The sequence below is a fragment of the Photorhabdus akhurstii genome, from assembly GCF_018448925.1.
Classification (GTDB): domain Bacteria; phylum Pseudomonadota; class Gammaproteobacteria; order Enterobacterales; family Enterobacteriaceae; genus Photorhabdus; species Photorhabdus akhurstii.
This window is the reverse complement of sequence record NZ_RCWE01000025.1, coordinates 1-16,543: the sequence shown is the minus strand read 5'-3', so window position 1 is coordinate 16,543 and position 16,543 is coordinate 1. Positions and strand designations below refer to the sequence as shown.

Here is a 16,543-nt window from a genome sequence, read left to right as displayed (position 1 = left end):
GGATACTGATTTTTTTATTAAATTTTTATTCCATAAGTTAAGTACCAGACCGTTAAGAAGATACTCTACCTTCAGCAAGCTTTGCCTTTAATTGCTTATAGTCTGTTTTTCCATTACGATTTTTAGGAATAGCCCCTATCACTAATCTTGTTGGCCACATACTTCGGGGCATAAACTGCTGACATATTTTACGCAGCTCTGGATTGGATTTTTCATGCCAGGAAATAAAAAACACTAATCCTTCAACACAGTTCCCTGAGATGACAGGCCAGCCAATAACCGCAATATCGTCAACTCCTACTGCTTTACTCAGCATTGACTCAATTTCCAAACGCTCCAAACGCTGACCATTGACTTTCAGTTGATCATCACAGCGTCCTAAAAAATGAAATATCCCATCATTGTCACGTTTAACCCAGTCTCCAGTACGATACCAATAACAATTACCATCATATTCGAAGTTATCAGCCTGCATAGCGTTACTTGATAAGTAACCACTAACCACCTGCTCACCGCCAATCCATAATTCACCTTCTTCTACATCTCCTTCGTTTTGACGCTGACGCCCAATCTTTAACTTTGTACCAGGATAAGGAGTCCCGATTGGAACAACCAATTCATTAGTTATTGCCGACTCAGGGCTCCAGCGATAACCACAAACTGCAACTGTCGCTTCTGTTGGCCCATAAATGTTATCAATATGTGATGCAGGTGCAGCTATATGCCAGCTTTTAGCCATGTTCTGTAACAAAGGTTCTCCACAAAATAACGATTGGCGTAAATTAGGAAAAGAACCAGGTTCCAATTGTCGTAAGCGCTGAAAGTATAGAATAACAGAAGGCACCGATGCCCAAAATGTCAGATGTTTATCTCGAACAAACCCTCCAAGCATTAAACTGTTTTTGGCATCAAAAACATGAGTCGATGCTCCAATAGTCCAAGGAACAAATAGATCATGGATGGAAACATCAAAGCTCAGAGGACAAATTTGAGAAAAACGATCAGCGCAAGTTGGTTGATACAGCGCTATGGTATTGGATACATAGCGTGTAACATTAGTATGTGCAACCTCAACTCCTTTAGGATTACCTGTACTACCTGATGTAAACATCAAATATGCATCAGGATTATCCGTTTTCATTTGTGCGGTAGGCATCCTGGCTAAATCAGCATGTGAGAGAAAATAGTGTTTTGGATAATCATTACACCAATTCGGGCGCTGTTTACTATCTGACAAAATTATTACTAACGGTTTGTCTATATGTTTCAACAAATCGTGCAATAAGTTTTGTTCCTCAGCGCAAGTCACTAATAAATCAAAGTCGGTAATTTTAGATAATAAACTCAGCCCCTCAGGAGTCTCGTTTTCGTTTAATGGTAAATAAGTCTTACCGTAACATAATGAGGCTACAACACCTGCTAAGATTCCTATATTTCTTCTTCCAAGCAAAGCACAATATTTTCCCTGTGAAAGAGAGAAACCCCGGGCCAGAAGGGATGCTAACTCATGTAGCTCACGGTAGCTGTATACATCATTCTCAATAGATAACGCTTCGTAATCTGCATATTTCAGTGCGCAATCATACAGCCATTCACCTAAGTGTTGAAAAACTTTCATGATTCAATATCCCCTTCAATCAACTGAAAAATAGCAGCACCAAAAACTGCTCCTAACCCTACAGTAGCAACCATTACATAATCTCCTAATCGCAGTGTATCTTTAGCAAAATTCCAATTGATAAAGATATCCGCCCCAAAACAGTGACCCAATTCAGGTAATTTATCCAAATAAACTTTGTTCAGAGGTAATGCAATTTTTTGGGTTACATCACGCCATGAAATCAAGTTAACATTGTGGGGGAAAACCCAACGGATATGTTCCCAAGACAAATTAGATTGTTTTAAACAACGTTCCATTACATTAGCCAAGCGTTCAGCATAGCTGGTTTCAAATTGCGCTTGTTCTTCGGTAGTTTGCCAGGAGCCTTTAGAATGTTGTCCATAGTAATCAAGCTCTAAGGCTTTCATTTTGGCCCCGTCACCTCCTAGACTAATTATGCAAGCTGTAGCGGCGTCGCCACACAACGTAGTATTGGGAATTTGTTGTAGAATACCGCTAAAAGTTAGGTCAGCGGTCAGCAATAATGCATAACCTTGACTATTATTTCCAATTAGATGATTTTGAATTACCTGTAATCCATTAAGATTAGAAGCACAGTTATTCGAATGAATGGAAAAGCAAGTCGCATTACGCAGTCCCAATCGTCGGTTCAACCTCGACAACAAATTATTTGGATAAGTCCAGGTTTCTGAAGCAGTATGCGCATGAATAAGTAAAGTAATAGATTCTATTGTTATACCATTACGTGTCAGCGTATCTTGAGCTGCACGATACATCATCTCTTCCAGAGATATCTTACTGATAGCTATGTGATTTAATCCATAAAAACGCTGATATATCTTGATTGCATCTTCAGATAATTGGGGTTCAATAGGAACTTGTTCCAAGCCAATTTTCTGTTCTGGCAAATAAACACCAATGTCATTGATTATTAGACTCACGATGTAGCTCCAGTCGTTTTTTTATGTACAAAGATATAAAGCGAAGGCAGCAGGAAAAGGGTGAGGCATGAACCTACTAACATTCCCATGATAATCACTAGACCCAGTTCAAAACGGGATTCTGCTGCTGGCCCGCTGGCAAATAAAAGAGGTAAGGCTCCCAATATCATAGTCAGTGTAGTTAGAACAATTGCGCGTAAGCGAGACGCAGAAGCTCGCACTGTTGCGTAGTAAATACTAATACTACCTTTTTTGTGCAAGTTATCAGTGGCTTGCACCATTAAAATTCCTTGCTTACTGATCAACCCAACTAAAGTCAGCATGCCAACTTGTGTAAACATATCAAGTGGCACATCAAACCAAGATAACGCTAGTAATGCGCCTAGTACTGAAAAAGGAATGCTACCCAGTAAAACAATGAGTGGCCCCAGATAATTAGTAAGTTGTAATGCTAATAGACAATAAATACCTACTAATGCTATAGCAAAAGTTACTAGTAAACGTTGTCCTTCTTCTTTGCTTTGTCGTGTTTCTCCTGATAGGTCGTATGACACTCCCTGTGGCTTGAGGTTGTGGAGTAGCTGACGAGCAAACTCTGTTGCTTCTGATTGTCCTATTCCCGGAGCTAACACACCTTGCAGTGTCACAGCAGCTTGTTTTTGGAACGTATTGAGAGATTCGGGACCTACTTCAGGATTTTGAGTCACCAGACTTCCTAGTCTAATAAGATTGCCATCTATACTTCGTACCTGTAGATCTAACAGTGATTGTATTGCAGCCCGTTCAGTTTTTTTCAAGGCCATAATGACGCTATAGGTCCGTCCTTCATAAATAAAAGGTTGTAGCTTAGTATTGGCGTATGCCAAATTCATACTATAACCAACATCTGAAGCGGAAACCCCCACTTTCGCCAGTTGTTCACGATCTAGCCGTATGTGAATCTGCGGAGTATCATATTTCAAATCTTTTTTCAAAAATAGAAACATACCACTAGCACGCATTTCCCGTAGCATTAGATCACTAAGCGCATCTAGATTAGCGTAATCTTTATCTTCATGTTTGAGCACAAATTGGAAAGGCAATCCTCCGACACCTGGCAAGGAAGAAGGCAAGATTACTACCGACTGTAATGCCGGGATTTTAGCTACAATATTCTGTAATTCTGGTTGTAATTGTATTGTTGAACGTTGACGTTCGGACCAATTAATTAATCGAACAAAAGAAAGTAGTTGGTTGTCTTTTGGTACGCCTATGACATAGTTAAAATTAGCTATTTCCGGCAAGGTACTATAAATATTCTCTAATATCGGTGTATGTTGCTCAATATAGTCTGTTCCTATGACGCTGGGGCCTTCTGCAATTACCATTAAGCTACCCTGATCTTCTTTGGGAGCTAGAGCATGAGGTAATATAATGAACAGAATGGTTACACCAGCTAACGTAGTTCCCCATAGCCATAGTGGGAAATTTCCAGTTTTCATTATTCGAATTAAAACACGTTCATAACTACGACGGAAGCGAGTAAATATCTTTTCCACTCGTATCACCATCAATGAATGTTGATGATTTGTCGATAGCATACGTGCGCACATGACAGGAGTTAGGCTGAGTGCTAATATCCCAGAGATGATTACAGCTCCGGCAAGAGTCACTGCAAATTCAGAAAACAGCTTTCCTACAATTCCACCAATAAATGCTAACGGTAAATATACTATTGCTAGAGTTAAAGTCATGGTTACTAGAGATGTAGCAATTTCATTCCCTCCTTTTAACGCAGCCTGATAAGGAGTATCTCCCATTCGCATTCTATGTAGAGCAATGTCTAACACAATTATAGCATCATCGACTACCAGCCCTGTGGCTAGAACCATTGCTAGCAAGGTCAGTGTATTAATTGAAAAACCACACAAATGAATAATTAAGCACACACCAATCAAAGAGAGTGGAATGGCAATAACTGGGATCACAACAGCTCGTAATGTTCCTGCTCCCAAAAATATTACTAGGGTAACAGCACAGCAAGTAAGTAAAATAGTGATGAAAACTTCATGCACCGCACCGCCAATATATTCACTACTGTCGATAAGCACGTTAGACTGTAAATCATAGGGAAAACTGGATTTCAATTCTCCTATGGTTTTATATATATCATCAGCAGCCAATAAGGGATTACTACCTTGTTGCCAGTTGATCAATACTATTGTGGCAGGTTTACCGTTAAAAATAGATTTAATTTCCGGCTGACTGCCTCCTAATTCAATGTCAGCTACATCCTTTAGACGAACCGGAGATATATTTGTTGCAGTCATGATAGATAAATTAGCAAAATCACCTATTGTTGAAAGCCCTGTTTCTGGTACAAGTTGAAAACGTAATTTACTATCATGTAAAGCACCTCCATTCGCTTGAGCATTCTCCAATTTTAAACTTTTGCTGATATCTATTGTGGTTACACCGTGGCGTTCCATACGCTCTGGATCTAACCAAATTCTCATTGCATATTCACTACCCAATATTTCTACATTCCCCACCCCTTTTAAAGATTCTAAGCGTGGTTTAACAACTCGGTGCAAAAAATCCGATACCTGTGCAGCTTGCATTGTTTCACTAGTAAATGATAATGCGAAATCAGGAATTCGTTCCGTTTCTTGGCGGGAGATTTGCGGTGGCTCCATATCATCGGGGAAATGAGATATGGTATTGACTCGTTCCATGATATTAGTTAATACTTTTTGAGTATCGCTACCAATTGCCAAATGCAATACTACCTTGCTACTCCCAGTTTCTGAAGTGCTGGTGACGTAGTTAATATCATCAATTCCAGATATTGCCGATAATACTTCTGACGTAATACGTCCATCTATTAGATCTGCCGAGGCACCAGGATAAAAAGTACTGACACTAATTGCATCTGCATCTACACTTGGATAAAGGCCTACTGGTAGATACCCTATAGAAAACAAGCCAGCAATAAACAACAAACCACTGAATGTTGTTACTATGATTGGACGACGTAAAAAAAGACCGATAATTTTCATTGGTGGATTTCCTGACGAATAGGAGCGTCTGGGTATAGACGCATTTGCCCGGCGGTCACCACTAATTCACCTTTTTCTAGCCCTTTCCTTACTTGAACAATACCCTTATTATCGTCCCCAGTAATAATAGAGCGAATCTGGGCTCGATTGTCTTTTACTACAAATACTGATTGTCCATAGGCACTATAACGCACAGCAACTTTGGGTATCACTAGCGTCATCTGAGGAGAACTCGCAGGATAAGTCACCCGAACGCTAGAGCCATGACGAAAATTACCTTTTTCCAATTTAGCCCGTAATGTTAGAGTTCTGTTGATAGGGTTTACTTCAGTATTGACCAATGTAATGTTAGCTATACCAGTAAAACCAGCGACAGTATCATTTATATTAATCTGGACACCAGGTGACAGAGTTCCAATATCAGTTTCAGGGACACTAAATTCAACATATAAATCATTTGGATCATAAAATGAAAATAACGTTTGGCCTTCTTGAATCAACTGTCCTGGTGTCAAATCATGTAAACTAACAACTCCAGCAAATGGGGCTGTAACCATCATTTTACGCAATGTATTTTTAAATTTTTCTACTTCACTGACAGCATGAGCTAAGTTAACGTGTTCAGCTTGTTGAGCAGCTTGTGAAATTGCCTTATTCACCAGCAAATCGGCACGCTTGGTATTTTTTTTGGCCATATCTAAATGAGCTTCTTTTTCCTTAAGCTGAAAACGCTCAACGTGGTCGTCAAAATGATACAATACCCCATTGATTGGCACCTGCTTTCCGGCAGGTGCAATTTGCAAAATGGTCCCAGATATTTCAGCTCGAACAGGGAGATAGCGTATTGACTTAACTGTAGCAATAACACTCTTTCTATCTTGCCAATTCGTTGAAGTGACCTGTGCTGTTTCAACCAAAACGGGTTGTGGCCCTTTTTGTGCAACAGGTGTTTTGATATCTTTTTTCTCAGTATGATTAAAACTCTGAACAGCAAACAAATTGATAGAAATTCCTGCAAAAATAACTGCCACAATAGCACAAGATACCAATATCACATGATGATGTTTCATGCGAACTGCTCCTGAACTATAGATTGATATCTTTGACGCAGTTGATGTTTATCAAACTTTCCATTTGCATTTTTGGGTAATTGAGACAGTTGTATAAAAACATTAGGTATTTGGTATGATTCTAGTAAGTTAGAACAAAATTTTTTCAAATCAGATTCTAATAGTTTTTCTTGTGTCTGAGCTGCCACAAAAGCAATAATACTATCTTCAGGACTTTTTTCATCAGAATGTACAATAACCGCGGCTTCTATAATAGAATCATGACCAAATAAAACTTTTTCAATTTCACTGAAAATCACCTTGCGACCACGGACTTTTGCAACTTCGTCCATACGACCAGCGAAATAGAAATATCCCTCTTCATCTAACCAACCGTAGTCACCAGAATATAGACAACGATCCCCATAGATAGGATGTATGCCAATTCTTTTTTCTGTTGCTTCAGAGTTACGCCAGTATCCTTGCATTACGGTTTCTCCGCGAATTAATAACTGTCCAATTTCGCCTACTGCACAGGGTTGATTATTATCATTTACTACCATAATTTGAGTATTTGGGATAGCAATCCCCACGCTATCTGGTTTGCGGTCTAGATCATCTGGAGGAAGATATGTACAACGTTTACATTCTGTTAGTCCATACATAGAAAATATTTTGGCTGTAGGGAATAGTCTTTTAATCATTGACACATGCTGCTTACGCAAAGCCATACCTGTATTGGATACAAGACGTATGGAACTCAAATCAAAAGAACCTTTACTAGCATAAATATCAAGTAAACTATACAGTGATGATAGCCCAGGCATAATTGTGCAACGGTACTGTTGAATATGCCTTAATACTACTGGTGGCGGCGTATTATTTGACTCAAGTACCACTGTTCCCCCAACAAAAAATGCTAAAATTATCTGATATAATCCGTAATCAAAGGCAATTGGCAATACTGCCATTATAGTATCATTGTGGCGGTACTCTAAATAATTTACTAGAGACCGTGTAGCCGCCATCATATTTTGGTGACTTAACATAACTCCTTTTGGTTCACCAGTAGAACCTGAAGTATAAATAATAGAAGCTAAATCGACACTAATTGCCTGAAGTGGGATATTAGCTTCAGAAATCGGATCGGAAATAAAATCATCAAGATTAATTAAGTTATTTTCAGCACATATATGCTCAACTTTATCAACAATCAAATTAATATTTGAGAAATAAAAATGATCATATTTTAGTAATGTCGCCGCAATCTTTGAAGAAGTGAATAAAAAACTCGCTCCACTGTTGTCTAAAATAAATTTAATTTTTTCTTCTGGTGTATCAAATGCGATGATAGATGGGCAGGCCCCTATTTTTTGCGCAGCAAAAAATATAGCAATAGAGTTTATATGATTTCCTAAACAAATTACTACCTTGTCTCCTTGCTGTAATCCATCCAGCCTCATACCTGCTGCAATAGCGCATATTCGTCTCCATATATCTTTATAAGTATAATTCTGATTGTTGAAAATTAAAGCTGTTTTTTGGGGATATGCCATTTCAGCGTCTCTAATAATCTCAACCAAATTATAATTCATGTAATCATCCTGACAATTAAATTAATTAAGAGTGTATATCACCGTAAGAGTATTTAATATTGCAATCACTTTTTTTATTAAAAATGCTAAAAGTGTAAAGCACGGAAATCCAATTAAAAATAGCAATGGTAAGATACAACCGCGTAGCATCTTCTTGCTTTAATCCTAGTAGTGCAGCTATTCCAATCTCCAGAGAATACAAAGTAATATTGATAAGTAGTACACGTAATCCTTGACCAATTTGCTCTAAAGCTGTCGTTAATCCCAATACTATGCCTAAGCTAAAATAAGATGGAGATAAACAATTTAAATATCGTAAAGCAGCCTCAGTAATTAATTCATCTAAAGTAAAAATCTTAACTAACCAAACTTTCAAAAAGAATACAGCAGCACTAATAAATATATATATAACACCAGTGAGACTAAGACCAATCAAAAATACTTGGTTAGATCTGACAAAATTCTGTTTAGATAAAGAATTATTATAGTGAATTGCCATAGCTGTTCCTAAGGCAATAGCAGGCAAAATAACAAATGACTGTATACGAAAAGCTATGCTAAACCCTGCTATTTCATGAACATTATAAAAAGACACCAGATAATTAAAGAAAACTCAACAACCACCGACTAAAGTCGGTGGGTTAGTGATTAACGGGCTGAAAGTCCGGATACGCATCGGCTGAACGATGCGTCAATTGTCCATCCTGAAGTTATCATCCGGGTTTGGTTCAAAATGATGCTCCAGATAAGCCTTTATCATCTCTTCCGTTAACTGACCCGCCGTCGCACAAAAATAGCCTCTGCCCCAAAAATGCTGACCCCAGTAGCGTTTCTTTAGATGCGAAAACTCTTCAAACAACTTACTCGCTGTCCTTCCCTTCAGTCTCCTCATGATTTCTGAGGGAGATAATGTCGGGGGACTACTCACCAGTATGTGAACATGATCTTTGCTCACGACCCCTTTTAATATCCTGATTTCAAATGCTTCACATGTCTGACGAACTAACTCGCGCACCCGTATTGCTACTTCACCTATCAGCACTTTGTGCCTGTATTTCGTTACCCACACAAAATGGTATTCAATCTGAAATACTGTGTGACTACCGTATCTGTAATCCATGTTGCACCTCCCATGCAACACAGTATCTCAGCTAAAGCTGACCGACTAAAGTCGGTGGTTTTAACCTTTCATATGGAAGAATAAAAAAATAAAAACAAGGGAGAAACTACCCATTACGGGTAAAGCCATAGTAAATATATCTTTTATTACTTGAAAAACTTGAACACGTATTCCTAAACAAGATATAACCACGCCTTGACGATAGAGTAAAATACTTCCTACTAAAATAAGAAAGCTGCTACCAAAAATTGCTCCCCAAATCAGGCTTTGTAAGCCCTGATGAAAATATATCTCAGTTAAGTAAGTTGCACCTATATTAAGTATTGTACTTGATATTCCTAGCAAACTTCCACAACGATTAAATCCAAGACCAAATAAAGTGGATAAAATTAATGTGGCAAAACCAATCATTATCCCAATGAAAAGCATAGGAATGATAAAATTCATTACTTCATCTTGCTGTGAAGATTCAATATGAAACAAATAAAAAATGCCACTTCGAAAATACCATACATTGAATATGAGTATTGCCATCAATGCTAACATAGCTAAAAACAACAATAACAATCGTTGTCCTAGTAGAGAAAAATTAGTATTTCCTAAATGTGAACTATACCGCAATGCAGGTACACGCAATCCTTCATGGATGGACATCATCATATAATTCAGTGGTAAGAATAATCCAATTACATATAACATATTAGGTGAATTATGACTAATGATGCTAATGTTGATTAACACAGCAACTGCAGAAACTGCCATAGTGCCCCAAAGTGTAATGCCGGTATTCCAAAGATCACTGAGTAATTTCAACCACTGATATTGCTGAAAATGTCTCGGCTGAAATATGGATTGCATTGTCATATCAATTACCAATTTATTTATTATGTTTAATAAATTATATAGATCCAGCTAAAATATTTAGACGTTGCATATCCAGACTTCCTTCCATCCATTCATATCCTTGAATATCAGTAATTGTCTTCTGTAACCAGATATCTGTTAGAAAGAGCTCTGTTCCCACAAGCTTTGGCATGATACGAACAACTTTTTCCACAAACTCGGTAGAACAAGCTTTGGCTAGTGAAACAGCAGCACCATCCAATATATCATTATCTATTCTTGAGGCGGCACGGTAATTCAGATTTCTTATGGCTTCAATTTCAATTTGCAAGGAGGAGTGGAGCTCTCTAGCTTTTACATTTCTTATATGCGATATGGCAAAATCAAGTAGTGCTTGAGCACTACCTAACGCCATAGCACATACACAAGGCCTCATACGATAAAAAGTTTTTATCACTGCGTGCATCCCTCTCTCTAATGGTCTACGGTGCAAACCCAAAATATGCTCTTCAGAGATAGGAACTTTGTCAAAATATAAGTGACTTAAGCCAGCACCTTGCAATCCAGCAACAGGTAGCAACTGACGAAAAACTTTAGGATGAGAAAGGGTTTCAGGTGTCAACAAAATTACACTGATACTGTATGGTCCTATTCCAGTTCTGACAACCATTGTTCCGATCGTAGCATTGTGTCCATTACCTACTAGCCATTTTTCAGCATTAAGTTCAAAATCGTCATTCAATAATGCAGATGGATTTCCTGCATCAGAGCCTTTGCTAGGCTCTGTGACTGCCATGCAGGTACGAGCTCTATGTTGAGCAACATATTCAAAAAAATAGTCTTGTTGTTCAGTTGAGCCTAATTCTCGTACAATGATACCGGAAAGAGATGGGCCTGGACATGACAGCAGGACATTTGGGTCTCCGTAAGTAAGCACCTCATACATTTTTGTCCTTTCCAGACAGCTACTACTGCGATCCATATAAAGTTGGTCGAAAAGCGGTGCGTCAAGATGTGATAATACAGTATCGTTATCATCTAGCACCTTAAAAGACAAAGAACGAAATAGTTGAGCTAAATCTAACCATTTTTTTCCATAATGCGTACAGGCAATGGAATAGTCAAAATTAATCATGGAATTCCCTCAGATAAACTTGATTCAGAACAGAAAAAATGTGCTGCATTTCGACCAATCCTTGCTGTAGAAGGGCCCTTCCTCCCGTTGTTTTAATCAGGATATTAACCATTTCTTCAATTTCTTCAGCCGCATGTTCAGCAAACTGTGAAGGTATTTCTTCTTTTATATCTCCTACACACTGAAATAATAATAATTGACGCTGTATAACTTGCGCTAAACGGAGACGAATAGAGGAAATTGATAATAGAGAAACACTGCCAACCTTACGCTGGGCTGTATGATCAAGTAAAATTGATGTCCATTGTTCAATGCAAATAAGCTGCATTCGTATCATTTCACATTGATAGTTGACATATTTTTTCGCGATCTCTTGTGAAGCAATATCACCGTCTTTTGCTTCCAATTTGCATAATAATAATCTCTGGCGCTTCATACTATTACAGACAGGAAGGATAGTGACAGTATTTATTTCTTTCCAACTATATTGTTTTTCGTCTAAAAAGCGCAATTCTGAATTTTTCCATTGTTCTTCTGAAACTACAGCAAACCCGTTTCTCACAACAATTTGGTTTGATGTAGAGAAAATTGTTTGGGCTAATTGTTCCATTAACCAGTGAAAACGTTGTTCTTTCTTTGATTCGAATGGATAGCTGATATTAAACATGATTAGATTCCTAAATTTTTTGTAAGACAGACCATGCTATTCTTAAACTTTCCATATCATGCTCTACTAATAATATGTTCCTTCTGTTTAGTGGTGTTAGTGTCTTATCCGCTAGAAGTAACAATGTATTCATGCCTGTAACTTCAGGTTTTAAGAAAGCAAATTTGATTGAGCTTTTCCTATCTTTCGCTTCCATTTGAAAACGTATTTTTTTAAAGAAATAACCTGTACGTTCTGTTAATAATACAGTATCTTCTTCATCTAACCGCAATTGATGCAGTATATTTTTTACCATGCCAAAGGCATCCAAACCATCAGCTGATTCCCATTCACTTACCTGCCCTGTTTTTAATAATATCCATTTGTTCTCATGGCTTTTTTCCGTTGTGAGTAAGGCTGCAATAGCACAAGATCGCTCTGGTATTGGAAATCCGTTAGAAATATTACGAGGAATAGTATTTTGCTCCATTCCTAATAGTAGTATTTTACTTGCACTACCACTAGATAAATAATTACCAGCAATACCTAAAGCTGTAGTTGATACTAAACTTCCATTGTCACAAATGTCGAATGAGTATCCTTTAAGGTTATAATGGTCCATAAAGTATGGACCAAAAGCTGAATGATCTGGATCAAACTCAGGTGTCCAATAGGCAAATATAGATAAATCAACATCACTTAAAAGAATAGAATCTTCCATTTTCTTAAGAGCGGAATCGCCTAATTCAGTATAAGAGTATTGATCACCTTCTAATAAGGTTGAATCAGTTAATTCATCTTGAGAAATACGATGTAAGTCTTTCTGGTATATGGAGTAACGGTTTCTTGGAATTTTTCTGAGAGATCTCTTATTCATTATTTCGCAGAAAACCTGATTTATGTAAATCATGTCATGATACACCATTTAGGCGTTCTAAAACATAATCACAGACAGAACCAATACTTTGTACATGACTGGCTTCTAATGTATTTGCATCAATCATAAAATTTGGAACATTATCCTCTAATGACATTAAAAATGTCAGTGTAGTCATCGAATCTAACCCAAGATCATCACGTAATGATGTTGATTCACTCATGTCACTAAGAGAACCGACATTTAATTCTTTAGTCAAAATTTTTTTAATAATAAAGAAAATCTCTGATTTATTCATCATATTTCACCAATTTGTAGTTAATGTTAAAATTATATCCTATGGGATTTTTAAATAGGAAAATACCATGGTTCATGAAGAAGCATATAATGCCTATCATTAAAAATATTTTATTATATATTCCAATGAAGTTCATAAACTCCTGTCCTCTTTCTTATAGAAAAAAGAATACCTAACAAAGGAGTAATCAACTAATAATCATATGCATTGATAATACTAACTTTGATTAATAACGTCAATAAAATTTAATAATCCCACTATGGAGGGATTAAATTAAGTGATTAACAAATAAATAAGATTAAAAATCTAAAATATAATAAAAACCAGTTTTATTAACTAATTATTTAGTTAATGTAAAATAAAAAGACAAGAATATAAAAAATATTTAATTTATTTAGAGTATAATTAACATCACGCCAAAAAAAAACATAACGCCATGATTTATAAATGGATTTATATAATCAATGAAAAGTAAAATAATCAATAATGGGTACATAAATATAATGCTTGGATTCACATAATAAGTGCAACATCGTTAATCCGGAAGTAAACATGTTCGTATTCCTTTAAATAATTCATTCGGTGTTTTCCCTCCCCGTGTTTTTCGGGGGCGATTATTCAATCGGTTTACTACAAAATTTATTTCCTGATCAGAGACTTTATTAAAATCAGTTCCCTTTGGAAAGTATTGTCTGATGAGTCCATTGATATTCTCATTTATCCCTCTTTCCCAAGGCGAGTAAGGGTGAGCAAAATAAATTTGGGTTTCTAATTTTTTACTCATGATTTCATGCTCTGCGAACTCCAAACCGTTATCGAATGTGATGGTCTTAACCCTTTGTTTTAACGGGTATAATACTTTCACTACCGCTTTTGCGACTTCGAATGCCCGCTTGCTATCAAGTTTAACAATTATGGTATACAACGTTTTGCGGTCAACCAGGGTTAATAAGACACTTTTTTTATCTTTCCCTATTATCGTATCACCTTCCCAGTCGCCAATACGTTCTTTTTTATCAACGAATTCCGGGCGCTCATCAATACTGGCCCGATTTTTAATTTTGCCTCTTTTTTCATAGCGGCCATAGCGTTTACGATAGGGTTTTCTGGCAATTCGCAGATGTTGCCATAAATCACCCCCCTCTATTTTATCTTGATAAATCAGCCTATAAATCGTCTCATGATGCAAAAATATCCCTTTATGCCGCTTCAAATAATCAACCACCTGTTCAGGACTTAAATCTTGCCAAATTAACCGTTTTATCCATTTTTTGACTTCCGGCGTTATTTTTACGGCTTTTTTAGCAAAATGACGACGAGCCAATCCCTTCAAATGAGCCTGTTCAGGGCAATAGGTTTGAACTTCTTGATTTCTCTTCAATTCTCTGCTGATGGTCGACGGACTTCGCTTAAGTGACCCAGCAATGAAAAGCTGTGAAAAACCCGCTGTTTTTAAACTGGAAATCTGATATCTTTCTGTCTCGGTCAGTTGTGTATAGGCCATAGCGCATTCTCCTGTGGCGGGAAAGATGCCTACTATAGCAACTGACCGCCTTTCTGAAAAATTGCGCTTATTAGTCGAATCCGCCATGTAAAATTATTAATTAACAATAAAATAAATCACATCATCATATAAATGAGGTACATCGGTGATGAATGAAAAACAAACAAAAAGAAAAATTTCGAAATTAAAACAAAATAAATAATAACGGTATAAAAAGTAAAGATAGGAATCAGTAATTATTATGAGGCTTTAATTTAAATTGTGTAATTGCCTGTTCTTGGTATATTTCTTACAACAACGCAGACAGGTAAATTATGGACGAAAAGAAGCTTAAAGCCCTCGTCGCCGAATTGGCTAAGGGGTTCAAAACTGAAGCTGATCTTAATCAGTTTTCCCGCATGCTCATTAAGCTGACCGTTGAAACAGCGCTTCAATTTTTTTGTCAATATCACATCTCTTCGGTATAACAACGGGGTAATTTACTGGCTGATAATAGGATAGCTTTCTGCTCTTTAGTCAGTTTTTTGAAGTTGCTTCAATATCGGTAGGGGATTTCAAAGATTGCACGAGAGACAGTCCTATATGGTTAGTCAGCGAATTGGCAATCCGAACCAGACGTTTCGAACGGCGCGTATCGCTTAATTCAGCATGTTAAAAGAGCTCTTTTGTCCATGCTCGGTGTTGGCTGAAAACATCTTAAGTTATCTCAATCACTGTTTTTTGTTGAGATCAGCAAGACAAGCAAAAGTTCGAAAAAATCCCTCGAATAGACTAAGGGATTTGTGTAGGAAAAACAGCTTTAGGGCGGGGAGGATATCAACTCTCAGCTTTCAATAAACCTTTGGGAAGGGGCGTCGTCAGTCAGTGTTTGTAAAAAATCTACGTAGGTAAGTTTGCTAATATTATCTCCGTTTGCCAAACGGTATTTTAACCAATTGATAATTTGCTCCACTAACTGTCCCTCTGGCTTATCCAGCTTATCAGCCAATTCTCCGTGGTTTTCCCAGCAATTATAACTGATCGCAGATGCCATCCCTTGCAGGGCGTAATCGGAATGGTGCCAGGCATGCGATAAATGATCGCCCAGAATAAAGGGCGATTCACTGCCGCCTTGACCACAATTTTCAGGCCGATAATAAATCTGTGGTTCGGGTATATCGATCATCAACTCACTCACCGGTGTCAAAAATGCCGACCAATCGCTGACGATCATTGCCGGTAATAACAGACCGAGGATACGTGGGTCCATACTGCGAAAAATCACTTGCCTCTCCCGCAATATCACCTGCTGGCGTGAACGCCAATGATTAAGCTGCTGTATCCATGACTCGTCGCTGCGATAAGCCCATCCCCAACTGTTATCGCTCAGAGTTTGGCTATCAAGCAGATGACCGATTACTGACAGGCAACCTGACTTGGGCTGAACCAGCCAGGGACTTTGCGCCAGCATGTGATCCATCGGTGTATTGCTGTAGAGCGGAAAAGCCTGCTCTACCCAGTCGTTGCGATAAAAGAGCGCCACCGGGTTAGGTTCCGCCAGTGAATTGAGCATAAAGAAAACCGATGGTTTATTAGGGGTACTCAGCCACTGTTGCCAATTTATTGACTTGTTCATTTATCCTCCAAATTATCAATAATCCAATTTGTTTCCTGTTGAGCCAGCACGGCACAAAGCGGTTTGGCAGGGAGTTTAACCTCCGGCAGAGGCGCAACTCCTTCCGGCAGTTGCAGAGACAATCCACGGCCCGCACCGGCTGAACCTTGCCCGACCAGCAAATTGGGGGAAGTCAGAATACCGCCGGGAGTTAACCGGATAAAATGGCCGCCGACTTTTAAGGTAATCTCTGACGTCGCCTCCAACACCATCTTACCGCCG

The 16,543-nt window shown here is 38.0% G+C and carries 14 protein-coding genes and 3 pseudogenes; all 17 read right to left on the bottom strand.

The features are described from left to right. Positions 1-52: 52 nt before the first annotated feature. The gene (locus tag EAE93_RS19395) at positions 53-1,618 is read right to left on the bottom strand and encodes an AMP-binding protein (RefSeq protein ID WP_214040361.1); all 1,566 of its coding nucleotides are present in this window, start codon (positions 1,616-1,618) and stop codon (positions 53-55) included. Beyond that, the gene (locus tag EAE93_RS19390; protein ID WP_036777972.1) at positions 1,615-2,562 is read right to left on the bottom strand and encodes a ketoacyl-ACP synthase III family protein; all 948 of its coding nucleotides are present in this window, start codon (positions 2,560-2,562) and stop codon (positions 1,615-1,617) included. Before EAE93_RS19390 ends, EAE93_RS19395 begins: the two co-directional genes overlap by 4 nt. Further along, positions 2,559-5,600, bottom strand: coding sequence for an efflux RND transporter permease subunit (locus EAE93_RS19385; protein ID WP_214040360.1), 3,042 nt, complete (start codon positions 5,598-5,600; stop codon positions 2,559-2,561). Before EAE93_RS19385 ends, EAE93_RS19390 begins: the two co-directional genes overlap by 4 nt. After that, complete coding sequence (locus EAE93_RS19380; protein WP_214040359.1) at positions 5,597-6,670, bottom strand: efflux RND transporter periplasmic adaptor subunit; 1,074 nt, start codon at positions 6,668-6,670, stop codon at positions 5,597-5,599. Before EAE93_RS19380 ends, EAE93_RS19385 begins: the two co-directional genes overlap by 4 nt. Beyond that, a complete protein-coding gene (locus EAE93_RS19375) occupies positions 6,667-8,244 on the bottom strand; it encodes a class I adenylate-forming enzyme family protein (RefSeq protein WP_214040358.1) in 1,578 nt (525 codons plus the stop codon). The genes EAE93_RS19380 and EAE93_RS19375 overlap by 4 nt, the downstream gene beginning before the upstream one ends. Positions 8,245-8,269: 25 nt before the next feature. Next, on the bottom strand, positions 8,270-8,839 hold the full coding sequence (locus EAE93_RS19370) for an MATE family efflux transporter (RefSeq protein WP_332009454.1): 570 nt from the start codon (positions 8,837-8,839) through the stop codon (positions 8,270-8,272). Between the two features lie 96 nt (positions 8,840-8,935). Then, positions 8,936-9,364 (bottom strand): IS200/IS605 family transposase, encoded by a 429-nt coding sequence (gene tnpA / locus EAE93_RS19365; RefSeq protein ID WP_214040357.1) that lies wholly within the window; start codon positions 9,362-9,364, stop codon positions 8,936-8,938. Positions 9,365-9,424: 60 nt separating this feature from the next. Beyond that, on the bottom strand, positions 9,425-10,228 hold the full coding sequence (locus tag EAE93_RS19360) for a hypothetical protein (RefSeq protein ID WP_214040356.1): 804 nt from the start codon (positions 10,226-10,228) through the stop codon (positions 9,425-9,427). 34 nt (positions 10,229-10,262) lie between these two features. Beyond that, positions 10,263-11,342, bottom strand: coding sequence for an acyl-CoA dehydrogenase family protein (locus EAE93_RS19355; protein ID WP_214040355.1), 1,080 nt, complete (start codon positions 11,340-11,342; stop codon positions 10,263-10,265). Further along, positions 11,335-12,009 (bottom strand): hypothetical protein, encoded by a 675-nt coding sequence (locus EAE93_RS19350; RefSeq protein WP_214040354.1) that lies wholly within the window; start codon positions 12,007-12,009, stop codon positions 11,335-11,337. Before EAE93_RS19350 ends, EAE93_RS19355 begins: the two co-directional genes overlap by 8 nt. Positions 12,010-12,019: 10 nt before the next feature. Continuing rightward, positions 12,020-12,865, bottom strand: a complete 846-nt coding sequence (locus tag EAE93_RS19345; protein ID WP_250151106.1) for a hypothetical protein — start codon at positions 12,863-12,865, stop codon at positions 12,020-12,022. Between the two features lie 34 nt (positions 12,866-12,899). Continuing rightward, positions 12,900-13,163 (bottom strand): acyl carrier protein, encoded by a 264-nt coding sequence (locus tag EAE93_RS19340; RefSeq protein ID WP_214040352.1) that lies wholly within the window; start codon positions 13,161-13,163, stop codon positions 12,900-12,902. A gap of 535 nt (positions 13,164-13,698) precedes the next feature. After that, positions 13,699-14,667 carry an IS30 family transposase gene (locus tag EAE93_RS19335; RefSeq protein ID WP_214040351.1) on the bottom strand — a complete coding sequence of 323 codons (969 nt, stop codon included), beginning with the start codon at positions 14,665-14,667 and terminating at the stop codon, positions 13,699-13,701. A gap of 417 nt (positions 14,668-15,084) precedes the next feature. Then, a pseudogene (locus tag EAE93_RS25655) lies at positions 15,085-15,202 on the bottom strand (type VI secretion protein); the annotation flags it as partial. Further along, positions 15,199-15,362: pseudogene (locus EAE93_RS24765) on the bottom strand (IS4/Tn5 family transposase DNA-binding protein); the annotation flags it as partial. The pseudogenes EAE93_RS25655 and EAE93_RS24765, both read right to left, overlap by 4 nt. Positions 15,363-15,490: 128 nt before the next feature. Continuing rightward, positions 15,491-16,282: a DUF4123 domain-containing protein gene (locus tag EAE93_RS19320; RefSeq protein WP_040154325.1), complete on the bottom strand. Its 792-nt coding sequence runs from the start codon at positions 16,280-16,282 to the stop codon at positions 15,491-15,493. Beyond that, positions 16,279-16,543 (bottom strand): annotated as a pseudogene (locus tag EAE93_RS19315) (type VI secretion system tip protein VgrG); the annotation flags it as partial. The pseudogene EAE93_RS19315 and the gene EAE93_RS19320, both read right to left, overlap by 4 nt.